The organism is Actinomyces sp. Marseille-P3109, from assembly GCF_900323545.1.
GTDB lineage: Bacteria > Actinomycetota > Actinomycetes > Actinomycetales > Actinomycetaceae > Actinomyces.
This window is the reverse complement of sequence record NZ_OOHN01000008.1, coordinates 1,865,814-1,890,916: the sequence shown is the minus strand read 5'-3', so window position 1 is coordinate 1,890,916 and position 25,103 is coordinate 1,865,814. Positions and strand designations below refer to the sequence as shown.

17 protein-coding genes are annotated in these 25,103 nt (G+C 66.9%); 14 read left to right on the top strand and 3 right to left on the bottom strand.

Annotated elements, in window-relative coordinates; translation table 11 throughout:
- Window positions 1-16: 16 nt before the first annotated feature.
- The 3 genes from BQ8008_RS08220 (at window position 17) to BQ8008_RS08210 (ending at window position 4,141) form a co-directional block, all read left to right on the top strand.
- Complete coding sequence (locus tag BQ8008_RS08220; protein WP_108833590.1) at window positions 17-1,321, top strand: nucleotide sugar dehydrogenase; 1,305 nt, start codon at window positions 17-19, stop codon at window positions 1,319-1,321.
- Window positions 1,322-1,352: 31 nt separating this feature from the next.
- Entirely contained in the window at window positions 1,353-3,419 is a 2,067-nt protein-coding gene (locus BQ8008_RS08215) for a DUF6541 family protein (protein ID WP_108833589.1), read from the top strand.
- Between the two features lie 146 nt (window positions 3,420-3,565).
- Window positions 3,566-4,141, top strand: a complete 576-nt coding sequence (locus BQ8008_RS08210; protein WP_108833588.1) for a hypothetical protein — start codon at window positions 3,566-3,568, stop codon at window positions 4,139-4,141.
- A gap of 54 nt (window positions 4,142-4,195) precedes the next feature.
- Here the strand turns inward: BQ8008_RS08210 and BQ8008_RS08205 are convergent, their stop codons facing one another.
- Together BQ8008_RS08205 and rfbB are read right to left on the bottom strand one after the other, a co-directional pair.
- Complete coding sequence (locus BQ8008_RS08205) at window positions 4,196-5,953, bottom strand: NlpC/P60 family protein (protein ID WP_234415299.1); 1,758 nt, start codon at window positions 5,951-5,953, stop codon at window positions 4,196-4,198.
- Window positions 5,954-6,065: 112 nt separating this feature from the next.
- Window positions 6,066-7,061 (bottom strand): dTDP-glucose 4,6-dehydratase, encoded by a 996-nt coding sequence (gene rfbB / locus BQ8008_RS08200; protein WP_108833586.1) that lies wholly within the window; start codon window positions 7,059-7,061, stop codon window positions 6,066-6,068.
- A 390-nt stretch (window positions 7,062-7,451) separates the two neighbouring features.
- Here rfbB and BQ8008_RS08195 point away from each other — a divergent pair, with 390 nt between their 5' ends.
- The 11 genes from BQ8008_RS08195 (at window position 7,452) to BQ8008_RS08145 (ending at window position 23,911) form a co-directional block, all read left to right on the top strand.
- Complete coding sequence (locus BQ8008_RS08195; protein WP_108833585.1) at window positions 7,452-10,589, top strand: N-acetylmuramoyl-L-alanine amidase; 3,138 nt, start codon at window positions 7,452-7,454, stop codon at window positions 10,587-10,589.
- A gap of 202 nt (window positions 10,590-10,791) precedes the next feature.
- The gene (locus tag BQ8008_RS08190; RefSeq protein WP_108833584.1) at window positions 10,792-12,816 is read left to right on the top strand and encodes a rhamnan synthesis F family protein; all 2,025 of its coding nucleotides are present in this window, start codon (window positions 10,792-10,794) and stop codon (window positions 12,814-12,816) included.
- Between the two features lie 61 nt (window positions 12,817-12,877).
- The gene (locus BQ8008_RS08185) at window positions 12,878-14,026 is read left to right on the top strand and encodes a glycosyltransferase family 2 protein (RefSeq protein WP_234415298.1); all 1,149 of its coding nucleotides are present in this window, start codon (window positions 12,878-12,880) and stop codon (window positions 14,024-14,026) included.
- Window positions 14,023-14,490, top strand: a complete 468-nt coding sequence (locus BQ8008_RS08180) for a GtrA family protein (protein WP_108833582.1) — start codon at window positions 14,023-14,025, stop codon at window positions 14,488-14,490. The genes BQ8008_RS08185 and BQ8008_RS08180 overlap by 4 nt, the downstream gene beginning before the upstream one ends.
- On the top strand, window positions 14,480-16,543 hold the full coding sequence (locus BQ8008_RS08175) for a hypothetical protein (protein ID WP_108833581.1): 2,064 nt from the start codon (window positions 14,480-14,482) through the stop codon (window positions 16,541-16,543). Before BQ8008_RS08180 ends, BQ8008_RS08175 begins: the two co-directional genes overlap by 11 nt.
- 35 nt (window positions 16,544-16,578) lie before the next feature.
- Window positions 16,579-17,421, top strand: coding sequence for an NAD-dependent epimerase/dehydratase family protein (locus BQ8008_RS08170; RefSeq protein ID WP_108833580.1), 843 nt, complete (start codon window positions 16,579-16,581; stop codon window positions 17,419-17,421).
- A 77-nt stretch (window positions 17,422-17,498) separates the two neighbouring features.
- On the top strand, window positions 17,499-19,379 hold the full coding sequence (locus BQ8008_RS08165; RefSeq protein ID WP_108833579.1) for a rhamnan synthesis F family protein: 1,881 nt from the start codon (window positions 17,499-17,501) through the stop codon (window positions 19,377-19,379).
- Window positions 19,376-20,473 carry an acyltransferase family protein gene (locus BQ8008_RS08160; protein ID WP_108833578.1) on the top strand — a complete coding sequence of 366 codons (1,098 nt, stop codon included), beginning with the start codon at window positions 19,376-19,378 and terminating at the stop codon, window positions 20,471-20,473. Before BQ8008_RS08165 ends, BQ8008_RS08160 begins: the two co-directional genes overlap by 4 nt.
- A gap of 165 nt (window positions 20,474-20,638) precedes the next feature.
- Window positions 20,639-21,733, top strand: a complete 1,095-nt coding sequence (locus BQ8008_RS08155) for an NAD-dependent epimerase/dehydratase family protein (RefSeq protein ID WP_108833577.1) — start codon at window positions 20,639-20,641, stop codon at window positions 21,731-21,733.
- A 4-nt stretch (window positions 21,734-21,737) separates the two neighbouring features.
- Window positions 21,738-22,604, top strand: a complete 867-nt coding sequence (locus BQ8008_RS08150) for an ABC transporter permease (protein WP_108833576.1) — start codon at window positions 21,738-21,740, stop codon at window positions 22,602-22,604.
- Between the two features lie 8 nt (window positions 22,605-22,612).
- The gene (locus BQ8008_RS08145) at window positions 22,613-23,911 is read left to right on the top strand and encodes an ABC transporter ATP-binding protein (protein WP_108833575.1); all 1,299 of its coding nucleotides are present in this window, start codon (window positions 22,613-22,615) and stop codon (window positions 23,909-23,911) included.
- A 23-nt stretch (window positions 23,912-23,934) separates the two neighbouring features.
- Here BQ8008_RS08145 and BQ8008_RS08140 read toward each other — a convergent pair whose 3' ends face one another.
- On the bottom strand, window positions 23,935-25,038 hold the full coding sequence (locus BQ8008_RS08140; RefSeq protein WP_108833574.1) for a glycosyltransferase family 2 protein: 1,104 nt from the start codon (window positions 25,036-25,038) through the stop codon (window positions 23,935-23,937).
- Window positions 25,039-25,103 lie beyond the last annotated feature (65 nt).

Below are 25,103 nucleotides of genomic sequence, written 5' to 3'. Positions count from 1 at the left end.
GGAAGGACCAACCCGCATGCGCATCGCCGTCGTCGCCCTGGGCAAGATCGGACTGCCTCTGGCCATCCAGTACGCAGACAAGGGCCACGAGGTCATCGGGGTCGACGTCAACCCCGCCGTCGTCGAGGCCGTCAACGCCGGCGTCGAGCCCTTCCCCGGCGAGGCCCACCTGGCCGAGAAGCTCGCGGCGCTCAGCCCCTCCACCGGCAACGGCGCCCTGCGCGCCACCACCGACTACGCCGAGGCGATCCCCGACGCCGACGCGATCGTGCTCGTCGTGCCGCTGTTCGTCGACGACGCCACCTGGGAGCCGGACTTCGCCTGGATGGATGACGCCACCCGTTCCCTGGCCGCCCACCTGACCCCGAACACCCTCATCTCCTACGAGACCACCCTGCCGGTGGGCACCCTGCGGGGCCGCTTCAAGCCCATGATCGAGGAGATCAGCGGACTGAAGGAGGGCACCGACTTCCATCTCGTCTTCAGCCCCGAGCGGGTCCTCACCGGTCGCGTCTTCGCCGACCTGCGCCGCTACCCCAAGCTCGTGGGCGGCCTGGACGAGGCCGGCACCCGTGCCGGCATCGCCTTCTACGAGTCCGTTCTCGACTTCGACGAGCGCGACGACCTGCCCCGCCCCAACGGCGTGTGGGACATGGGCACCGCCGAGGCCGCCGAGATGGCCAAGCTCGCCGAGACCACCTACCGCGACGTCAACATCGGCCTGGCCAACCAGTTCGCCGTCTACGCCGACAAGGCCGGCTTCGACATCGAGCGCGTCATCGAGGCCTGCAACTCCCAGCCCTACTCCCACATCCACCGCCCAGGCATCGCGGTGGGCGGGCACTGCATCCCGGTCTACCCGCGCCTGTACCTGTCCACCGACCCCGACGCCTCAGTCGTGCGCACCGCCCGCACCTTCAACGCCACCATGCCCGCCTACGTGGTGGGCCGGGCCACTGAGGTGCTCGGCTCGCTGGAGGGACTGCGCGTCGTCGTCCTGGGCGCCTCCTACCGCGGCAAGGTCAAGGAGACCGCCTTCTCCGGCGTCTTCCCCACCGTGGAGGCCCTGCGAGAGGCCGGCGCCGAGGTCCTCGTCCACGATCCCATGTACACCGACGACGAGCTGGCCGGCTTCGGCTGGACCGCCTACCACCTGGGGGAGCCGGTCGACGTCGCCATCGTCCAGGCCGACCACCCCGAGTACCGCGAGCTCACGCCCGCCGACCTGCCCGGGCTGCGTCTCCTCCTGGACGGGCGCCGCGCCACCGATGCCGCCGCGTGGACCGGTGTGCCCCGCCTGACCATCGGCGGAGGCGAGTGATCCAGGAGGCGGACTGAGCCCGGCAGCAGGTATGACCGCGACCGCGGCATGGGGAGCAGCCAGTGCCTCCGGCTGGACCCTGGTGGCTGCCACGCTCGTCGTGGCTGGCCTGCTGCTCGTGCCCGGCTGGGTCATAGGCCGAGCCGCCCGCCTGAGGGCGCTGCCGTCGCTGGCGGTGGCCCCCGCCGTCGGCTCGGCGCTCATCGGGGCTGCGGAGATCCTCGCCCATGCCCTCGCGCTGACCTGGCGTCCCTGGGGGTGGGCGGCCATCGCCGCCCTGACCGCCGCCTCGAGCCTTCTGGCGCGCCTGGTCGCCGGCCGCGCACCGGAGCGCGAGCGACGGACGACGCCGTGGAGCCGGGCCGAGTGGATGATCCTGGCCGGTGGCCTGGCCGCGGCCGTCATCGTGCCGGCAGGAGCGATCCTGTCCGCCCTGCCCGGCCCCGGCTACCCCGTGCAGGCCTTCGACGCAACCTTCCACCTCAACGCGGTGGCGGCCATCCGAGAGGGTGGCAACGCCTCCATGCTGGGGGGCCTGTCCGCCCTCTACTCCGGTCGTGCCGTCTACTACCCCACGGTCTGGCACGGGATCCTGGCGCTGGCGCCGGGCGGCCCGGTCCCGGTCAGTACCGCCGGGGTTCTGGCCCTGACCGCGGTGACCTGGCCGCTGAGCCTCCTGGGACTGCTCGCCCGGGTCACCGGCCTCGACTCCGCCTGTGAGCCGGAGGCGGACGGAGCCGGCCGACGGCAACGGGTCTGCGCGGTCGCCGCGGTGCTCGCGCTCAGCGCCGGAGTCGTGGGTTTCCCGTTGCTGCTCATGACCTCCCTGGCGGTGTGGCCCTACGCCCTGAGCGTCCTGGGACTTCCCGGCGTCCTCGTGCTCTACGACCAGCTGCGCCGGGGTGCCGCATCGCGGCGTCTTCACCTGACGCTGGTCCTCCTCGCCCTGGCCGCGGCCGGCGGTGTGGTGGCCGCGCACGGCACTGGCCTGTTCAACCTGGCGATCCTGACCCTGCCCTTCCTGGTCGACGCCGCCGCCTCCCTGTGGCGCCGCAGCGCCGGCAGCCGAGGCGCCCGGGCCCTCCTCGCGACCGGAGTTTTCGCGGCCGTGCTGTTCCTGGGCGCAGGGGCCTGGCTCATGCGCAGCTCCCTGGCCTCCGTCCTGGGGTACCAGCGACCTGCTGGGGGAGTGGCCAGCGCCGTGGCAACCCTGGGGCAGGCGCTCATCGACCTGCCGATGTACGGGACTGCCCCCGGAGCCACCGTGCCCATCGGGATCGTGGTCGGCCTGCTCACCTTGGCGGCGGCGTGGTCGGCGCGTGTGCGACGGGAGCAGCGCCCCTGGCTCGTCATGTGGCTGCTGGTGCTGTTCCTCCTGGTCCTGGTGGGCGGCCCCCAGTGGATCGGCCGGCAGATCGGCTCGCCCTGGTACCTGCAGAAGGCCCGGATCCTCCCGCTCGCCATCCTGCCCGCCCTCATCCTCATGGCGCAGGCAGGTTCCGGGCAGCCCGGGCAGAGACTGTGGGAGCTGCTGCGCCGGACGGCCTCACGGGTCGGCGGGACCCGGCCGGGGCGGACCGCGGCCGCCACGCTGGTAGCGCTCGTGCTCCTGCCGGTGGCGGCGCGAGTCCCCCTGGAGCGCAACCTCGTCGCCTCCGTCTACGACCCGCAGCGCATCCAGTACGGGACCCTGCTCACCAAGGACGCCATCACACTCATTCAGCGCTCCCGGAGTTCGCTGCCCGACGACGCCGTCGTCCTGGGGGCTCCATCGCGAGGAGCCACCTACTGGTGGTCCCTGGGCGGGAGGCACGTGGTCTACCCGACGCGCGCCGGAGCCGACGACGGCACACCGGAAGATGCCCTGGCCTCCGCCTGGCCCACCCTGGGGCAGGCGGACTCCCAGACCTGCACCCTTCTCAACCGGCTGGGCGTGAGGTACTTCTACAGCAGTTCGGATGCGACGGCCTCGGGCTCTGCGACCGGCGCAGCCCCCCTGCGCTGGGACGCGCGCCTGACCCAGGTTCCCACCGAGGGGCTCGAGCTCATCGACTCCGAGGGCAGCGCCTCCCTGTGGCGCATCACCGCCTGCGACTGACGGCCCGGTACTCTGCGCCCAGTCCTCACAGGAGTGAGTGCGTGTCTACGTCGATGACAATCGCTCAACCGACCCCACCGCCGAGGTCCCGGCAGCTGCCGGTGCCATCGGTCGGGAAGAGCGGCTCAGTCGACTAGTCTTGTGACATGGGTCCCCGTCGCGCCGTCCGCGCATACCTTGTCACATCCCTTGCCCTCATCTCGGTCGCCTCCCTGGCGGCATGTTCGTCGTCGACGTCGAAGGCCCAGGCCACGGCCTCCACGCCTGCACAGACTGCACCCAGCGGCCCTCCGGCCACCACGGCCCCCACCACCCAGTGCGAGCAGATGGACGCGATCCTCGTCGAGGCCCTGGAGCAGACACCTGAGGGGCAGGCGTACACCGGCCTGCTCGAGGGGCCGAGCAGTGAGGACACCCAGTCCGCGTGGAATACGTTCACCCAGGTCCTGGAGACCGACTACCACGCCCGGTTACAGTCGGCCGCCGGCAATGATGCCACCGCGACCAGCGCAGTGACCGCCTTGACCACCTACACCACCACGACCAGCCGACTCGCCGGCGGGCAGATCCAGGAGTTCAAGGATGACGCGCAGGCCGAGGAGGACATCAAGCTGGGGCGCACCCCTGAGCCCAACCCCGAGTATCAGGAGAGCCTGGAGGCACGCACCAACGCCCACGTGGAGCTGAGCACCTGCATGCCCCACTGGCCCGTCACCTTCTGACGCTCCTGTGCTCGACACCCCGAGGCTCCCCGGCCCGAGCGGGTTCCCGGCCGATCACGGGAAGGGGCGCACGACGTCGGAGGTCATGTTGCCCCAGCCGTAGGAGACGGTGATGTGGTCGGTCCGAGCCGGCCGCCCCATCCAGTCGGTGTGGATCACCTGGTCGCTTCCCAGATAGATGGCCACGTGCGTGACCACGCCGTCCGTGGTGTAGAAGATGAGGTCTCCGCGCTGCCGCTGGCTCAGCGGCACATGCATCATCTGCGGGTGCTTGTAGAGCTCCTGGGAGGTGCGGTAGTCGGGCCAGCCGTGCTTGATGACGTTGATCGGCTGCGGGTCGAGGCCCGCCCTGTAGAGGGACTGGAGCACCAGCCCCGAGCAGTCGAAGCCCAGGCCGTAGGGGCCGGCCCCGCCCCATGTGTAGCTGGAGCCCATCTGGTTCCAGGCGTAGCCGATCATCGCCTCGATGCGCTCATCGCGGGTTGCGCTCAAGGATGTGGGGGTCTCCTGGTGCTGGTCCACCCACCAGGAGAAACCCGTGTTGAGCGCGTTCCAGGTCGACTCGTCCACCACCCCGGTCTGGGGCAGGCCTGCCCGACGCTGGAAGTTGCTCACCGCCGAGACGAAGGATGAGTCGACGCTGGCGAGCTTTTTGGAGTGCCACAGGCCCAGGCGCTGCTGGACGATGCGAACTTTGACGCCGTTCATCCCCCAGCTGAGTGTGTTGGTCGACCATCCCAGGGGTGTGATCGAGGAGACGGGCTGCAGGTAGCCCGACGGCGCCCGGTAGCCGATCCAGGCCCCTGACGGGGCGAAGGACTGCGAGGTTCCGTCGATGGTGCGCGTCCCGGTGATCATGGCCCCGGTGCTCGGGTCCAGGTAGTACCAGGTGGTCCCATCCTTGAGCCAGCCGGTGGCCATGATCCCGGTGGTGGGGTTCAGGTAGTACCAGCTGCCGGCGTCCTGGAACCAGCCTGTGGCCATGGCGCCCGATTGCTGCAGGTAGTACCAGGTGGTCCCAACCTTGAGCCAGCCGGTGGCCATGATGCCGGTGGTGGGGCTCAGGTAGTACCAGCTTCCGGCGTCCTGGGCCCAGCCGTGGGCGCGTGCGCCGCTGGGGTGGTAGAAGCGCCAGCCGTCGGCCTGCTGGAGCCAGCCGGTGACCATCGAGCCGTTGCTGCGGAGGAGGTAGGTTGAGCTGCCGTCGACGAGCTCGCCGGTGGCCATGATGCCGGTGGTGGGGCTCAGGTAGTACCAGCTTCCGGCCACCTGGACCCACCCGGTCGATCGGGCCCCGGAGTCGGCCAGGTGATACCAGGACTTCCCGTCCTTCCACCAGCCGGTCACCATGTTTCCGTCATCGTCGAAGCGGTAGACCTCGCCGTTGATCCGGGCCCAGCGCGACCGGGCGAGGCTGCCGTCCTTGCCCCGCCACTGCCACTTCTGGCCGACGGCGACCCAGCTGCCCGTACCGGTGAGATCCGCGATGCCATCGGCCGGAGCGGCCGGGGGCTTCTGCTCGGGGGAGGCGGCCCGGTCCTCAGCGCCCGCCCGGTCCTTCGCCTCGGGTGAGGCGGCCTCAGACGGCTCAGCAGCAGGCTCGTCGTGAGGCGTTCGAGGCGTCTCGGCGTCAGGGGCGGCGTCGGTGGCCGCAGGGGGCTGGGGCGCTGCCGTCTCCTGCGCTGCGGGAGACTCGGCGGCCCGGACGGGTGGCGAGGTGATCGTGGGCAGGCCGATGATGGTCGGTCCCAGCAGGGCGATGGGGAGAAGGATGATGCCGGTGCGCACCGTCGCGCCATGTGAAGTTCTCACAGAACACAGAATACCGCCTGGACAACCACAGTGTATTGTCCAGGCGGCTGCCAGAAACGGTCGGATGAACCGACGGTTCTGATACGTGTCAGACGGTCACGTTGTCAGGTGGCTACTGCCCCTGAGCGGCGTACTTGGCCTCGACCTCGGCCTTGAGCGGGCGCCACCAGGCCTCGTTGTCCCGGTACCAGTCGATGGTCGCCTGCAGGCCGGAGCGGAAGTCGGTGAACTTCGGTGCCCAGCCGAGCTCCTCGACCAGCTTGGAGTTGTCAATGGCGTAGCGCATGTCGTGGCCGGGCCGGTCGGCGACGTGCTCGTAGTCGTCGGGCGCGTAGCCCATGAGCTCCAGGATCAGCTCGACGACCTCCTTGTTGTTCTTCTCGCCGTCGGCGCCGATGAGGTAGGTCTCGCCAATGCGGCCCTTCTCGATGATGTCCCACACGGCATCGTTGTGGTCCAGGACGTGGATCCAGTCGCGCACGTTCTCGCCGGCGCCGTAGAGCTTGGGGCGCACGCCGTCGATGAGGTTGGTGATCTGGCGCGGGATGAACTTCTCGATGTGCTGGTAGGGCCCGTAGTTGTTCGAGCAGTTGGAGATCGTGGCCTCCACGCCGAAGGAGCGCACCCAGGCGCGCACGAGCAGGTCGGAGCCGGCCTTGGACGAGGAGTAGGGGGAGGAGGGGTTGTAGGGCGTCGTCGGCTCGAACTTGGCCGGGTCGTCCAGCTCCAGATCGCCGTAGACCTCGTCGGTGGAGATGTGGTGGAAGCGCGTCTTGTGGCGGCGCGCGGCCTCCAGGAGGGTGAAGGTGCCCACGAGGTTGGTCTGGATGAAGGGGGAGGGGTCGCGCAGCGAGTTGTCGTTGTGAGACTCGGCCGCGAAGTGAACGACGACGTCGGACTGCTTCACGAGCGGGTCGACGACGTCGGCGTCGGCGATGTCCCCGACGACGAGGTTGACGCGGTCGTCGAGGTCCGTCAGTGAGCCCTTGTTACCGGCGTAGGTGAGCTTGTCCAGGACGGTGACGGTGGCGTCGGGGTGGCGCACCAGGGTCTGGTGGACGAAGTTGGCGCCGATGAAGCCGGCGCCTCCGGTGATGAGGACGTGCATAGAACTCGCTCCGATAGATGGGAACTGTGGGCGGTGGGCGCCCGTCATGGCCGACGCCATCATGCCACAGGAGCCCTCTGGTCCTCCCGCTCGCATCCTGCGGGCGGATTTCGTCCGCGGTGGCGAAATCAGATTGCAATGGTAGACCGACGGCGTGGCGAAACCTTGACCTGTCAAGAAAAGGTGACATTCACACGGCGGCGGGGACGGTGGTGGGGCTGAGGGAATGGGGTTCACCGTCAGAATCACCTAAAAATATCAGTAAACTATCAATAATCTCTCGGAAAATTCTCAGGAATTAAATATTGTGCATTTCGAGGGAGCGGCGTCGGCGGTTCCGATGGTGAGGACTGACCGACTCCAAGTCGGCATCACCGTCAAAGGAACCCCATGAAAGTCCCTCGCGCTCTTGGTCGCGTCGCTCAGCGCGCCGGCCATCGTGTCGGCCGCAGCGCTGACCACCGTCTCAGTGGCCCTCTCAGTGGCCGCATCGGTAACCGCAGTACTCGTCTGCTCGCGTATCGCGCCACCGGGCTGGTCGCCCTGGCGCCGCTCCTGCTGTCCGGACTGGTCCCCGTGGCCGGTGCAGCGCCTGACGCCGGTGACTCCGGAGGCTCGGGCAGCGGCTCGACCAGCCATGCCGACGGTCCCGCGCCGGTCCAGATCCTCGACCTGACGACCTCCAGCGGGCAGGCCACCGAGATCGCCCAGTCGGGCCTCGACGACGCTCGCTCCGGCACGGGGACAGGTTCCGGCGACGCTTCCCCGACGGACACCGAGGCGTCGACACCCTCGGCCGATGGGGCCAGCGGCGGTGTCGGCGGCAGTGGAGGGAGCGGCGTCGGCGCCGGCACCTCGGTGAGACCGGCACTGATGGCCAGTGTGAACCGGTCCGTCCGCCAGACCGTCGCCCAGGCCGCAGACGGGATCGGCGCACGCGTCGCCTCGATCCTGCCCGCTGCCACCGACCCGCAGGCGGACGCCACCCTCCTGACCGATCCGCTCGAGGTCAACCGGTTCCTCGTAGCCGGCTTCACCTGGACCGGAAGCGCTGATCTGCCCGAGGGTGTACGCATCTACCTGCGCGTGAGGGAGAACGGCACCTGGTCGCCCTGGTACCTCAACGAGGCGGCCGACTCCGGACGCGACGACCGCACCACCTCCGGCACTGGTGAGTTCGTCACCGGCGGGGCCGACGCGATCCAGGCCTCAGTCGTCGGGGGCTCACTGCCCACCGGGCTCAAGCTGGCCCTCGTCCCCTCCCAGCCCCAGGGTGAGGAGGTCCTGGACGCGGGCGACCTCACGACCACCGAGGCCGCGCCGACCCCGGTCATCGAGGACGTCGTCGCACAACCCCAGGCCGGCCGGTCCGGGGTGCTGGGGAGTCCTGCAGAGCCGGCTGCCGAGCCTGCCAGCCAGTCGGCCCCAGCGGCGACGACGCCGCTCATCAGGTCCGAGACCTTCCGAGCGTCGGCGTTGTCCGCGAGCTCTGCGCCGGCCACTGCGCCGGCCACTGTGTCGGCCACTGTGTCGGCCACTGTGTCGGCCGCACCGGTCGCGCTGCCAGTGGCTGCACCACTCTCAACGACCGCCAACGGCCTGCCAGTCCCGGTGACCACGCGCGCCGAGTGGGGCGCCAACGCCTCCTACATGAGCTGGGACCCCTACTACGCGTCCGCGGGCCACGTCGTCGTGCACCACACAGCCGGAACCAACAACTACTCCTCCTGGCAGTCCGCCTCGATCGTGCGGGGCATCTACTACTACCACGCGGTCACCCTGGACTGGGGCGACATCGGCTACAACTTCCTCGTCGACAAGTACGGCACCGTCTTCGAGGGGCGCTCCGGCTCCGTGGCGGCACCCGCCGGCAGGATGAGCGTCGGAGCGCACGCCCGGGGCGTCAACACCGGCACCATGGGCCTGTCCATGATGGGCGACTACAGCAGCATCAGCCCCTCGGACGCCCAGCTGAACGCCGTGGGCAAGATGGCCGGATGGTTCCTCAACCGAGCCGGTATCTCTGACGCCAACGGCTGGGCGGGACTGCACGTGTGGACCACCGAGCGCTACCAGGCCGGCTCCACCATCTCGATGCCCCGCATCCTGGGGCACCGAGACGTCGGCTACACGTCCTGCCCCGGCAATGTCGGCTACTCCAAGCTCGGCACGATCCGCGCCATCGCCCAGCAGCAGATCAGCGGCTCCGGCGACTGGAAGGAGGAGTCGGGCTCCTGGTACTACCTGGGGGCCGACGGCGCCAAGGTCACCGGGTGGCTGTCCGACGCCGGCAGCTGGTACTACCTGGACGCCTCCAAGAATGGCGCGATGGTCACGGGATGGCATCGCGATGGCAGCAGCTGGTACTACCTCGACGGCAGCCGCGGCGGGGCGATGGCGACCGGCTGGCTCCGTGACGCTGGCTCCTGGTACTACCTGGGGGCCGATGGCGCCATGGCGACCGGGTGGGTGTCCGATGCCGGTGGCTGGTACTACCTGGATGGCAGCCGGGGCGGGGCGATGGTCACGGGCTGGCTCCGTGACGGTGGGAGCTGGTACTACTTGGGGGCCGATGGCGCCATGGCGACCGAGTGGGTGTCCGATGCCGGTGGCTGGTACTACCTGGATGGCAGCCGGGGCGGGGCGATGGTCACGGGCTGGCTCCGTGACGGTGGGAGCTGGTACTTCCTGAAGTCCGATGGCGCCATGGCGACCGGGTGGGTGTCCGATGCCGGTGGCTGGTACTACCTGGACGGCAGCCGGGGCGGGGCGATGGCGACCGGCTGGCTCCGTGACGGTGGGAGCTGGTACTACCTGAAGTCCGATGGCGCCATGGCGACCGGGTGGGTGTCCGACGCCGGCAGCTGGTACTACCTGGACGCCTCCAAGGGCGGAACCATGGTCGCCGGCCGCGTCAAGATCGAGGGTCGCTGGTCCACCTTCGCCGCCGACGGCGCCTGGCAGGGCTATGAGACCCTGCATTCGGTCATGGCCGCGCCCACTGCGAGCAGGGAGCAGGTCATCGCCACGATGGTCTCCACCTACAACAGCTCGGGCCACGCCTATCCGTCCGCGGCTCTGTCCAGGGGCGGGGCCGCCACGGCCCAGGAGTTCTTCACCATCCTGTACGACGAGGCGGTGGCCGAGGGCGTCAGCCCCGAGCTGCTCTTCGCCCAGGTGATGAAGGAGACGGCCTGGCTCCAGTTCGGAGGCGATGTCACGATCGGGCAGTTCAACTTCGGCGGGCTGGGAGCCACCGGTGGGGGAGCCGCGGGTGCCTCCTTCTCGAGCGTCCAGATCGGGTTGCGCGCCCAGGTCCAGCATCTGCGGGCCTACGCCGACTCGAGTGCGACGCCCCAGGCGCTCTCCCGCTCGCTGGTCGACCCCCGCTTCACCTACGTGCGCAAGGGATCGGCCGTCTACGTGGAGCACCTGGGCATCCAGGAGAACCCCCAGGGCGCCGGCTGGGCCACCGCCCGCAACTACGGCAACGACCTGGCGTCCATGATCGACCGCTACTTCGGCTGAACGAGTCGTTCTGACGGCGTGGATCCAGAGCGGGCTCAGGCGGGGTCGGACTCCCTCAGGGGAGTCCGACCCCGCTTCCTGTCCGCTCGGCTCAGTGAGCACTGGGCTCGGCGTGAGAGACTGGAACCGTGAGCGTCGTGCTGATTGACCAGCTGTGACTTGTTCTGACTTGCTCTGACCAGCTTTGCCGGAGAGGATCCACGTGACCCGAGGAAACCGCGGAATCATCTACTTCCACTTCGATCCTCATGATCGCGTCCGCGACTACGTCACCCGCGTCCTGGCATCCCTGCGCCCCCACGCCGACCACATCCTGGTGGTCTCCAACTCGCTCATCGGCGACGTCGACCGGGTGCGGCTGGAGGCCTCCTGCGACGAGGTCCTTGAGCGCCCCAACGAAGGGCTCGACGTCGGCGCCTACCGCGCAGGGCTGGAGCACCTCGGCTGGGACCGGCTCGCCGACTTCGACGAGCTCATCCTGACCAACCACACCTACTACGCCCCCGTGCGCCCCTGGGAGGAGGTCCTCACCCGCGCCGAGGACTGGCGCGGCATCTCCTTCTGGGGCATGACCGAGCACGACGTCATGCACCCCCACCCCTTCCTGGCCAAGCGCGAGCTGCCCCGCCACATCCAGTCCCACTGGATCGCCGTGCGCCGCAGGCTCCTGACAGACCCCGCCTTCCGTGCCTACTGGGAGCAGATGCCGCCGGTCTCCTCCTACCGCGACTCCATCCAGTGGCACGAGTCGCGTTTCACCGGCCATTTCACCGAGCTCGGCCACACCTACGAGGTCGCCTTCCCGGTGGACCGCTATCGCTCGGACAACCCGGCCATCGAGGAGGCTCCTGCGCTGCTGGCGGACGGCTGCCCCCTGCTCAAGCGCCGGGCCCTCTTCCACGACCCGCTCCACCAGGACCGTCAGGCCGTCGTCGGCGGGGACCTGCTGGCCTCCGCCGCGCAGGCGGGCTACAGCGAGGACCTCATCCTGTCCGACGTCGTCCATACCGCGGCCGCCCGCGACCTCATCGTCAACGCCGGACTGACCGAGATCATCCCCGACACCGTCCCCGAACCCACCGGGACGCAGCCGCCGACGTCGGAGCCTTCGGGCTGCGTCGTCGTCCACCTCCCAGCCGGGAGAGAGGGGATCGAGCGTGCCGAGGCGGATGACCTCGCCGAGCGTCTGGTGAGCCTGCCGGAGCACTGGAGGGTGGTCGTCACCTCTTCCGAGGAACTGAACGCCGCCGACCTGGAGCGCGTCACCGGGCGTCGCGCCACCTTCCGCAAGGTCCGCGACCTCGATCCGCGCGGCACCATCGCCTTCCTCGCCGAGTGCGACGACCTGTGGGACCCCCAGCGTGTGGGGGACGCCGGCGCCTCTGACAGCGGTGACACCACCGACACTGCCGATACTGTTGAGGGTGATCGAGTCGACCTGGTCCTCACGATCAATGCCGGGCCCCTGTCCGGATCCTCGGGGCGGGCGGACGACGTCGCCCGCCGCCAGGTCCTCGACTGCCTGCTCGCCTCACCCGGCTACGTGGCCGGACTCCTCGGCCTCTTCGAGCGTCACCCCAGCCTCGGAGTGGTCATGCCCGCCGCCTGTCACATCGGCCAGCCGCACGGCGGGCCGCAGTGGGACGGACTGGCCGGCGCCGCCGAGGCCCTCTCGCGTCGGCTCGGTCTGACGGCCGCCCTGGACGCGGTCGCGCCGGCGGCGCCGGTCGGCTCCATGTTCTTGGCCCGCCCCGAGGCGCTGCGCACGCTGAGTGAAGGCGCCAAGGAGCTCGTGCGGCTGACCGAGCAGGCCGCCCCCAGCGCTGAGCAGTCGGTGGAGCGCCTGCAGCGGGCCCGTGCCGCCGAGGTGCTCGAGCTGCTGACCGTCTACGCGGCCATGTCCAGCGGCTACCATCCCCGCGAGGTCCTCACCCCCACCTGGGCCGGGCGGCTCTACGGCTCCCTGGCCTATAAGCAGCAGGCCGTCACCGCCGACCTGCCGGCCTACACCGACGAGCAGGTCAGGTTCCTTCGGGCTCGCTTCGGTCCCGAGTCGGGCCTCGGACCGCGAGTGCGCTCCTACGTGGACGTGCGCCACCCGGAGGTGGCCGGCGCCCTCAAGCCCGCCTATCGCTACGTGACCGGCAGTGCCGCAGGCCTGGTACGTACCACAACGACCGTCGGCAGGCGTTTGCGTGAGGTCCGTCGTCGTCACGGACAAGGTTGAAAGAGGTGTTAAGATACGACGGGGTGCGTCGTGCATCCATCTCCCACTGGCACGGGCGGTCATGCCCCTTGACGCCCCCGCTTCGATCCATGAGTTACGTGAGGACCTTGACCTGTCTATGAAGAAGATCAGCGTCGTCATTCCCAGCTATAACGAGGAAAAAAGTGTCAGGTTGATGTATGACCGGCTGAACACGGTTTTTCGTACGCATCTTCCTCAGTACGACTACGAGATGATCTTCGTTGATGACTACTCGACGGACGGCACCCGTGACGCGATCCGAGTTCTGGCCGGTGAGGACAAGCGGGTCAAGGCTGTCTTCAACGCTCGTAACTTCGGCTTCCATCGGAATGTCTTCTCTGCACTCACCTACGGCTCGGGGGATGCCACCTTCATGCTCTTCGGCGATCTCCAGGATCCTCCGGAGAATCTGCCCGAGTTTGTTGCTCGGTGGGAGGGCGGGGCCAAGGTCGTCATCGGTCAGAGGCGATCCTCCGACGAGGGTTTCATCATGACGGGTTGCCGTCATCTCTACTACAAGCTCATCGATTGGTTCGCTGACACTCCTCAAATCGCTCGCTTCACCGGGTACGGACTCTATGACGTCGAGTTCATCGACGTCCTGCGGGAGGTCGGCGATATTCAGCCGTACTTCAAGACGGTCGTCGCTGAGTACGGAATCGGGCTGGAGATCGTTCAGTACGATCAGGCGCAGTCCTCTCGAGGCAAGTCGAACTTCAACTTCCTGCGCAACTACGACTTCGCCATGCAGGGGATCACCAGTTCAACCAAGCTGCTCATGCGCATGGCCACGTTCGTGGCAGCCTTCGTCGGCTTCGTCTGTCTCGGGTTGGCGGTCTTCGTCCTGATCAAGAAGCTCATCGATTGGAACGCCTATCCGGTGGGCGAGGCCTCGCGCACCGTGGGGCTGTTCTTCCTGGGATCCATCCAGCTCTTCTTCATTGGAATCCTGGGTGAGTACATTCTCAGCATCAACGGGCGCGTCGTCAGCAAGCCTCGTGTGGTGATCGGTGAGCGCCTCAACTTCGGGCCCTCCGAGGGGCCGTCGGGCTTCGGGCGCGGCAACGGCCCTCTGACCCAGTCCGACGGAAGCGCCGTCGCGGATGCGGGCATGAGCCAGACGGGTGGGACGTCGTCACCGGACGCAGGTGCCTCACCGCGGGAACGTTCCGGCGGGGCCGCCTCTTGAACGTCTCCCGGGAAGGGGCGCGTCCCCTTATTCTGCAGTTCGGGCGCTTCCTCGTCGTCGGCGGCATCTCCTTCTCCGTTGATTTCGGTCTCTTCACCGTGCTGTACGCGCTGGGCGTCCCCCACCTCGTCGCGAGTGCGACGTCCTTCTCCACCTCGGTGGTTCTCAACTACATCCTCTCCAGGCGCTATGTGTTTGAGGCCCAGGAGAACGTCAGTATCCTTAAAGAGTTCACGCTGTACGTCGTACTCAACATCATCGCGCTGGGGCTGAACACACTCATCCTCTACATCTGCGCCGACTTGGCAGGAATGAGCCCCTTCCTGGGGAAGATCATTGCAACGGCAGTCGTGCTCATCTACAACTTCATCTCCCGCAAGGCTCTCCTGGAGCGTCTCGGCACTTCCTCCGAGGTGACCTCCGTCCACCACTCCGACGAACAGGTAGGCTCTCGTGTCCGTTAAACCTTCGAAGAATACTGCGGATAAAGCCGAGAACAAGACCGCTGAGAAGATCGATAGCGGTGCTACTCAAGAGGCCGGGGCGGAGGAGATCGTCGGCCAGCCCGCAGCCGTGTCCGGTAGTCCGAAGCCCCGTTCTGCCGCCGGCGTCGCCTCACGGCTTCACGTGATATTCGATGCGGGGGCCGATCGAGGGCGCCGGGCGGTCGAGCGCGTGGTGGAGAGTCGCCTCGGCTCCTGGTGGACCAGCACCGAGCGTCCTAGTTTTGTGGACTGGGCGCTGCTGGGCGTCATCCTGCTCGGCGCCTACGCCTTCTTCCTCTATGGGGACGTGCGAGCCACTTTCGAGCACTCCTTCAACTTCCTGGACTCGGTGTTCCAGGGGCGAGTTGGAGACTTCTACCAGATCGCGATCGAACACACGACGACGGGCCACCCCGCGGTCTACGACGTCTCGCTCTACCTGCTCTTCGGGCTGTGGAACCTACCGACCTACATCATCTACCGGATCACGGGCTTCGACTACTTCCTGTCGACCCCGGCGCAGCTGTGGCTCAAGACCATGATGGTCGTCGCCGCCCTGGCCGCCGCCAAGATGCTGGTGGACATCGCGCGCGATCTCGGAGTCGGCCGGCAGCGCAGCAAGTGGGTCGCCTTCTTCTTCCTGTCGTCGATGACGCTGTTCGTCCCGGTCTTCGTCATCGTTCAGTACGACATCATCATGATCCTCTTCATCCTGCTGGGCCTGCGCGCCTATATGCGCGGCCAGCTGGGCAGGTTCCTGCTGTGGTTCGCGATCGCCAACACGCTCAAGCTCTTCGCCATCTTCATCTTCGTGCCGCTCCTGCTGCTGAGGGAGAAACGGCTGCGCGTGGTGGCCCTCCAGCTCGTCGTCGGACTCATCGGTCTGGTCGGTTGCCGGGCCCTCTACCACGGCAACGTGGCCTACGAGGCGTCCACCGGCGGATTCATGAGCAGCATGCTCCAAAGGCTTACTGCCGTCGGGATACCGTGGCTGGGAAGCATGATCCCGATCTTCGTGGTGTTCATGGTCGGGATCGTCATCTTCACCTACCTGCGCCGCCCTCAGGGGCCGAAGGCCTTGGCGGCCGATGCGGTCTACATCTGCATGGCCGTCTACCTCGTCTTCACGACGGTCGTTCCGCTCAACCCCTATTGGGCCGTCATGGTCTCGCCCTTCGCGGTGCTCATCATCTTCCTCAATCCGCGCCACATGCTGCTCAACACCCTCCTCGAGACGGGCGTGGGAACATCGGTGTTCCTGATGTACACCTTCAGCGGCTACTCGATGTATGACCGGAACATTTTCGCTCAGCTGCTTCTGCCCCACCTGATCGCCCCGACGGCGCAGCCCCGGTACGAGACCCCCGCCCAGTTCCTCGAGGCCATGGGAGTCGCCCGGCAGGGGTCCTTCATCGTCGGCTTCATGATCGCCTGCGCCCTGGCGATCCTCATCATCAACTTCCCGCGTAACGAGATGGTGGAGAACCTGGGCAAGGGGGAGCGCGTCCCTCGATCGGTGGCATGGATGCGTCTTCTCATGCCGGCTGGGTTCAGCGCGCTCGTGATGATTCCCTACTTCGTGCCCGCCGTTCCGGTGGCGTACTCGGCGTCCACCGACGCCCCTGAGGCGGGGAGCGTCAACATTCTCGAAGACAGGGCGAGCGTTGCTGAGACGATCATCCTGCCGTCGACCGTGGAGGTCAGCTCCATCAACATCGCCTTCCTGGCGGACGAGGTGCCGTGGATCGACTCCTCGGTGGTCAATATCGCGGTCACGGATGCCTCCGGCAACCAGGTCTTCAGGACCGAGGCCCCGGCGAACTCCCTCCACACTGGCCTGCACACCTTCCCGGCCGAAGGGCTCGTCCTGCGCGGCGGCGAGAAGTACACCGTGACGATCACCAGTGAGATGACCGAGGGCGGCAAGGCCCGCGTCATGATGAATCCCTCGGTCGACCAGTTCCCGACCACGGAGAACGGGAACACCGTCGGTGGCGATCTTCTCATGTCCATCTCCGGCAGGACGAAGTGATCGTTCCACCACCGCACCTGTTAGGATCCAGAACCATGGCAAAGACAGTTCTCGTCACTGGAGCCGGCGGCTACATCGGCCGCCACGTCGTCACCGCGCTGCTGGAGCGGGGCCTGGACGTCAAGGCCCTCGACCTGCGTCTCGACGGCGTCGACGAGCGGGCCGAGAGGGTTTCCCTGGACCTCTTCTCCGGGGATGCGGACATCTACGACCAGATGGGACGTCCCGACGTCGTCCTGCACATGGCCTGGCGCGACGGCTTCAAGCACGCCTCCCCCGCCCACATGGACGACCTGGCCAAGCACGTCCATCTCATCGAGAACCTCTACGCGGGCGGTCTCAAGCAGCTCGCCGTCATGGGGACCATGCATGAGGTCGGTTACTGGGAGGGCGCCATTGATGAGAACTCGCCCTGCAGACCCGCATCGCTGTACGGCATCGCGAAGAACGCCCTGCGGGAGACCACCTTCCTGTCCGCCCGGGCGCACGACGCCGTCGCCCAGTGGATCCGCGCCTACTACATCGTCGGAGACGACAAGTTCGGCAACTCGATCTTCTCCAAGCTCCTGGCCGCTGCCGAGGAGGGGCGCACCACCTTCCCCTTCACCACCGGAAGGAACCGCTACGACTTCATCTCCGTGGATGAGCTGGCCGCGCAGATCGCCGCGATCGTGGACCAGACCGAGGTCGACGGTGTTATCAACGCCTGCACCGGCGAGCCCATGACCCTGGCCGACCGCGTCGAGGCCTACATCCGGGACAACGGCCTGGGTATCTCCCTGGAGTACGGGGCCTTCCCGGATCGGCCCTACGACTCGCCGGGAGTGTGGGGCGATCCGGCCAAGATCCGCCGTATCCTCTCCTCAAGCGCGAGCTGACGCGCCCCGAGAAGCCGCATCCCCACCCTTTCTCCTGCCGCGGCAAGCGGCCCGAACCACTGCCCAGAAGGGACATCATGGCAACGCTTGGTGAGGACCCGAAGCGACTTGGGATCTTCTTCTTCTTCGATGCTCAGGGCGTCGTGGACTCCTATGTGGAGACCCTCCTCGCCGATATGGTCAAGAATCTCTCCGAGCTGGTCGTCGTCGTCAACGGTGAGCTGACTGCCAAGAGCTACGCCAAGCTGAGCGTCTTCACGGACAACATCATCCTGCGGGAGAACAAGGGACTGGATGCCTGGGCCTACAAGACGGCCCTGGAGAGCTACGGCTGGGAGAGACTCGTCGAGTTCGATGAGGTCGTCCTGTTCAACGCCACCATTATGGGGCCGGTGCATCCCTTCGAGGAGATGTTCACCGAGATGGCCGGGCGTAACATCGACTTCTGGGGCATCACCTGGTTCCATGAGGTTCCCTACGACCCCTTCGGGCATGCTGCCGAAGGCTACCTCCCTCGCCATCTTCAGTCCCACTTCCACGCCTACCGGCGCACTCTGGTTGCCTCCAAGGCCTTCCAGGACTACTGGGACAACCTTCCCCAGATGAGCTCCTATGAGGACTCAGTGGGCCTTCATGAGGCTCCTTTCACCCAGCGTTTCGAGCGGCTCGGTTTTGTCTCCGACGTGTACGTCAATACCGAGGACCTGGAGGGCTACACCTTCTCCCCGGTGCTCTTCGCTCCCAAGCGGCTCATTGAGGAGAAGCGCTGCCCGATCTTCAAGCGCCGTTCCTTCTTCCACGACTACCAGGACCTGGTTCGCCAGTCCGCCGGGAACACCACTCTCGACCTCTACGAGTACCTGCGCGACCACACCGACTTCGACACGAACCTCATCTGGGACAACGCGCTGCGCTCGATGAACATGGCGGATCTGGTGAAGACCCTCCACCTCACCTACATCCTGCCCACGCGGACGGTCACCCACGAGCCCAAGCAGCAGAAGGTCGCCCTCATCGCGCACCTGTACTACATGGATCTCCTGGAACCCACGCTCGCCTACGTCAAGTCCATGCCCGAGGGTACGGATCTTATTCTCACTGTCGGCTCCGAGAAGAAGGCGGCTCAGGTCGAAGCCGCTTGCAAGGATCTGCCCTACAACGTGACCGTGCGCCTCATCGAGAACCGTGGGCGGGACGTCAGCGCGCTCCTGGTGGGCTGCAAGGACATCATCGACGACTATGACCTGGTCTGCTTCACCCATGACAAGAAGGTCACCCAGGTCAACCCCTACTCCGTTGGAGACGGGTTCGCGATCAAGTGCTTCGAGAACCTGCTGCCCACGCGCGACTTCGTCAAGAACGTCATCGCCACCTTCGACTCAGAGCCGCGTCTGGGGCTTCTAGCGCCCACCCCGCCCAATCACGGTGACTACTTCCCGGTCTTCACCATGGGGTGGGGTCCGAACTTCGAGCGCACCAGGACTCTCCTGGAGGATGAGCTGAACCTGAACGTCCCGCTCGACGAGCACAAGGTGCCCATCGCCCCGCTGGGCACCATGTTCTGGTTCCGTCCCGCCGCTCTCAAGCCGCTCTTCGACCACGGCTGGAAGTGGGAGGACTTCCCACCTGAGCCGAACAATATCGACGGAACCATCCTCCACGCCATCGAGCGCGCCTACGGTTATGTCGCCCAGGCCTCCGGCTACTTCTGCGGGTGGCTCTTCTCCGACTCCTTCGCCCGCATCGAGATCACCAGCCTGTCGCACTATGTTCAGGACTTCACTAACGCAGTCGCCGAGAACGGCATTCTCGGCTATGAGGATGACATGGTGAAGAACCTCTACAGCCGGGGCGTCGAACGGAAACGGATCAAGAAGCAGGTCGCGCGCTGGATTCCGAGCCCCCTGCAGAGGCCGCTTCTGAGGGCGTTCCGCAGGGCCCGGGGGATCGGTAGGTGACAGTGGCGGATACGGCGACATCGAGTCGACAGACGGTCGGGAAGCCCCGGGTCTTCTACCTGGACCTCATCCGGGCCCTGGCCGCGCTGCTCATCGTCCTGGCCCACTTCAACCACCATCTCGATGAGCGCGGTGGCGGATACGTCCTGACCCGTGAGCCCTTCGGCATCTCTGTGGGCGCTCTGGGCGTCTCCCTGTTCCTCATCATCTCCGGGGCCGCCCTGACGCTCACCTACCGGCGGCCGATCGATCTCAAGAAGTTCTACAGGAAGCGTTTCCTCAACATCTACCCGATGTTCTGGACCGCCTGGGTCCTGGCAACGCTCTATCTCACCCTCATCTCCAACGGGCGGCCGCCGAACGTCGGCCCGGCCCGGACCTTCATCTTCACGCTGCTGGGGATCGACGGGCTCGCCCTGAACTTCCACTTCCGTACGATGTACCTGCTGGGCGAGTGGTTCATCGGTTTCATCATCCTGTATTACGTGGTCTTTCCGCTGATCCTGTGGGCCATTGACCGTTTCCCGGTGGTCACCGGCGTCGTCATTCTGGCGGCCTATGCCGCCACTGCGGTCATCATGCATCGTTACTTCTCGGGCTATCCCTCCTCCATGGTCCTCACCACGAGGCTCCCCGAGCTGGCCTTCGGCAGCTACTTCGTCCTCTACGTCCGACGGGTTCACTGGGTCACCGTCATTCCTGCGGCAGCGGTCCTGGCCGTCTCGGCGATGCTCCCCGAGAAGATCCCCGAGGACGTGGGCACCACGATCGTGGGCATCTCGGCCTTCCTCATCCTCGTGGTCGCCGGTCGCTACGTGGCGATCCAGCCGGTTCGGGCCTTCGTCGGCCTGATCGCCAGGTACTCCTACCCGATCTTCCTCGTCCACCACGTGGTGATCTGGCACCTGAGTCAGCGGATCGACGTCTACGGGCTCTTCCCCCTTCAGCGTTACATGTTGCTGGCGGCCGAGTTCGTCCTCATCTTCGCCCTGTCGGTGGCGCTGGTGAAAGTCACCGACGTCGTCGTCGACTTCGTCACCAAGGCTTTCACGGGCATGAGCTGGCGCCCCGAGGTGTCCGAGGCTGAGCGCTGAGAGCCGTCGGCGGCCGTTGAGAGTGGCGTGCAACCCGTCGGCGTGTCGAAGGCAACGGCATCTGCCGGCACGATCAGCCCTGGCAACGCTGAGAATAGTGGTGAGGTCGCGGGGTGCCCCATGCGCGCTCCATCGGCCCGACTCAACTACCCAAGGGAGACCCTCGTGACCCGTACCTGCCTTGTGACAGGTGGTGCCGGATTCATCGGCTGCGCGATCTCGCGCGACCTGGCGGACGCCTTCGACCGTGTCGTTGCCCTGGACAACATGCACCCGCAGATCCACCCGTCCCAGGGGCGCCCCTCTGAGCTCGACGAGCGCGTGGAGCTGCACCGTCTGGACGTGTCGGTGGCGGAGGACTGGGACCGTGTTCTGGTCGGGGCCGCCCCGGACGTCATCGTGCACCTGGCCGCGGAGACCGGCACCGGCCAGTCCCTCACCGAGGCCTCCCGCCACGCGAGCGTCAACGTCGTCGGCACTACCCAGATGCTCGACGCCCTCGTGCGCCACGAGATCCGCCCGGACAAGATCGTCCTGGCCTCCTCCCGGGCCGTTTACGGCGAGGGGCAGTGGGTCGACGCCGAGCGGGGCCCCTCCTACCCCGGTCAGCGCACGCACGCGATGCTCGAGGCCGGGCAGTGGGACTTTGCGGGCCTGACCCCCGCCGTCCAGTCCTCCACCGCTGTCAAGGCCTCCCCGGCCAACGTCTACGCCGCAACCAAGTACTGTCAGGAGAATCTTGTGACCTCCTGGTGCGGCTCCTTCGGTGTGACCCCGGTGCTCTATCGGCTCCAGAACGTCTACGGCCCCGGTCAGTCCCTCATCAACCCCTACACCGGCATCGTCTCCCTCTTCGCCCGCCTGGCCAGGTCCGGCCGGTCCATCCCGGTCTACGAGGACGGCCAGATCGTGCGCGACTTCGTCTTCATCGACGACGTCGCCTCCGCCATCGTGGCCGGTGTCCTGCGCTCACCGGCAGCCGTTGAGCCTTACGACATCGGCCTGGGGGAGCGCACCACCATCATGCAGGTCGCCCAGACGATCGCTGAGCGCTACGGGGCCCCCGCACCGCATGTGACCGGCCAGTTCCGCGACGGTGACGTGCGCGCCGCCTGGGCCGACACCACCCGCGCCCGCCAGGCGCTGGACTGGGAGCCCCGGGTCAGCGTCTCCGAGGGCATCAACCGCCTGTGCGACTGGATCGACGCCCAGGAGGAGACAGTTCCAACCACGCCCACCGACACCGCGACGGAGGTGTGAATCCATGCAGCTCTCTCGACTTCTCCGCTCGGAGGACGCCCGCCAGACACTGGACCTCACTCTGCGCCTGACCCAGCGCTCGGTCTCCTCCGAGTTCAAGGGCACGACGCTGGGGCGCCTGTGGTCCTTCATCAACCCCCTGGCCACGATCGCCATCTTCGCCCTCATCTTCGGCGTCGTCTTCCGCGGTGGTGTGACGCCGGGCCGCAACTCCGGGATCGACTCCTTCGCGCTGTGGATCGGCATCGGGGTGCTCAGCTGGACCTTCTTCTCCAGCGGCATCATGTCCTCCATGAACGCCCTCGTGTCCAACTCAGGACTGCTCACGAAGGTCTACTTCCCCCGCCAGGTCCTCATCTACTCCGCGGTGCTGTCCCTGGCCGTGGACTTCGCCTTCGAGCTGCTCGTGCTCATCATCATCGCCATGATCATGGGCGGTCCCGGGGTCTTCCTCATGATTCCGGCGCTGCTCGTCGTCACCCTGCTGGCGGGCATGTTCGCCGTTGGGCTGGGTCTCATTCTGTCCGTCGCCACCGTCTACTTCCGGGACCTGGGCCACCTGTGGCAGATCTTCAACCAGATCTGGATGTACGCCTCCGGGGTCGTCTTCCCCCTGACCATGGTCAACAACGTCCAGAACGACCTGTTCCACATGGGTTGGCAGATCAACGGCGGGCCGATCCCGCTCACCACGATCCTGCGTCTCAACCCGGCTGAGACCTTCCTCGAGGCCTTCCGATCCTGCCTGTACGACTTCGCCCTGCCGTCACTGCCCGTCTCGCTGGCCTGTCTGGCGTGGGCGGTCGTCATGCTCTTGCTGGGCCTGGCCTTCTTCCGCCGGCACTCGGCGAGCATCGTTGAGGAGCTCTGAAACGTAAGATGACTGCATCAACCGGATCGTCCGCATCATCACTCACGTCGGCGTCGGGTGCATCCGCAGCATCCTCGACGGTGCCGGCCGTGCGCATTGAGGACGTCTCCAAGCGCTTCAGGATCTACCACCACCGCAACCAGTCCCTCAAGGGCGCCATTCTGCAGCGCAGCCGCGGCGTCTACGAGGACTTCTGGGCGCTGAAGGACATGACCTTCGACATCCCCGAGGGCAGGACCTTCGGACTCATGGGGCACAACGGCTCGGGCAAGTCCACCCTGCTCAAGTGCATCGCCAAGATCCTCGCACCCAACACCGGCTCCATCACTGCCCGCGGGCGCATGGCCGCCATGCTGGAGGTCGGCTCCGGCTTCCACCCCGAGCTCTCCGGAAGAGAGAACATCTTCCTCAACGGCGCCATCCTGGGGATGAGCCGCAAGGAGATCGAGGCCAAGTTCGACGACATCGTCGACTTCTCCGGGGTCGGGGAGTTCATCGATCAGCCGGTGAAGAACTACTCCTCGGGCATGTACGTGCGCCTGGGCTTCTCCGTGTCCATCCACGTCGAGCCGGACATCCTCCTGGTCGACGAGGTCCTGGCCGTCGGCGACATGGAGTTCCAGGAGCGGTGCATGGACAAGTTCGCCGAGTTCCGCGAGGACGGCCGCACCGTCGTCGTCGTCTCCCACGGGCTGGCGCAGATGCGCACCTTCTGCGACGAGGTCGCCTGGCTCGACCACGGACGGCTCAAGGAGATCGGACCGGCCCCCGAGGTCATCGACAGGTACTCCGACATCACTCACGGCGCCAAGAAGGTCAAGGACGGCATCGGTACCCGCTTCGGCAGCGGTGAGGCCCAGATCAGCCGGATCGAGCTGCTCGATCGCACGGGCAGGGCGGTCAGCTCCATGCGCACGGGGGAGGAGGCCACCATCCGCCTGCACTACCGCTGCGAGGAGACGATCGAGAAGCCCGTCTTCGGCTGCTCCATCGACACCCGCGAGGGTATCTTCGTGTGGGGGCTGCACGGCCTCGATGACGGCTTCCAGCCCGAGAGGATCGAGCCGGGCGAGGGCAGCGTCGACGTGTCCATCCCCGCCATGATGCTGCGGCCGGGTGCGTACCTCATCTCCGGGTCCATCCAGCCCTGGCAGCTCTCGAGCGTCATCGACGCCTACCAGAAGGCCACCGCCTTCGACATCATTCCGGGACCGCGCATGGAGTCCGGGGGCCTGGTGGCCCTGGGCGCTCACTACGAGCGCATCACCCCGCCGCGCCCCATGGTCAAGGTCACCAAGCAGGACTGAGGCCCGGCGGGGCGGGCCGCTGCTCAGCCCCGCCGGATCCTCTTGATCTTCTGGGCCACGGTGCGGAACAAGGGCTTGGCCGTGGCCTCGAGGTGGTCGATCTTCGCCTTGATCTCATGGATCTGAAACAGGGTCGTGCCGTGCAGGTCGCCGACGGTGGAGCGCAGGAAGGATAGGACGTCGTTGATCTGCGCCATGGACTCGCGCAGCTGCTGGCCCTGCTGCTCGATCTTCTCGTCCTGCTGTCGCAGACGCTCCTCGAGCCGGTGGTAGTACTCCGCCGAGACGAGCAAGAGGCCCAGGTTCTCAGGCTCAGCCGGGCCGCCCTGTGAGGGGGAGGCCTTCGCGTCGTCGGCATCGTCCAGGGACAGACGGGCGTAGCGGTCCCGGATGGCGAGGTTGTCGGTGCGGTGGTTGACGGCGTCGACGACGACGGAGTTGCCCACCGACTCGTCGGTGGAGTCGCGGTGGTGCCAGTGGGCCAGCGGCTCGCCGTCGATGAAGCCGACCGGGGAGGTCGCCAGCAGGCGGAGGTTGAAGTCCCAGTCGGCCTGGGTCAGCAGGTTGCCGTCCCAGTGGCCGATGCGGTCGGCCACCTCGCGGCGGATGAGCTGGGAGATCGGCGGCACGTAGTTGGCCACCATCGTGTCGATGAGGGTCCAGCTCTCCCTGTCCGGTGCCAGAATCCCCCGGTTGACCTCGGTCATGCCCTCCTCTGAGACCGTCTCGGAGATCAAGTCGCAGCGCGTCGCCACAGCCCCATGGCAGGGGTGCTCGTCGAGGTGGGCCACGCAGGCGGCCAGGAAGCCGGGCTCCCAGGAGTCGTCGTCGTCATGGATGGCGAAGAACTCGCAGGAGGAGGCGGCCAGTCCGTCCTCCAAGGCGGCCTCACGCCCGTGGGAGGTCTCATTGGTGACCACCGTGGTGCGCTCCCGCAGCCACTCGGGGGCGCTCTCCAGGGCGCTCTCCACCGGCTCGGTGCTCCCGGCGTCGTTGACGATGATGAGCTCGAGGTCCTGGAAGGACTGCGCCCCGACCGACTGGACTGCTCGCTTGAGCATCAGGGGACGGTTACGGGTTCGGGTCACCACCGTGACTCGTGGGGCTCGTGCGGCTTGTCCAGCCATCTTCTAGGGTCCTCCTCGATCCGGTCATCGGCACATGACGTGTCTGACGACGCTGCTGAAGGGCT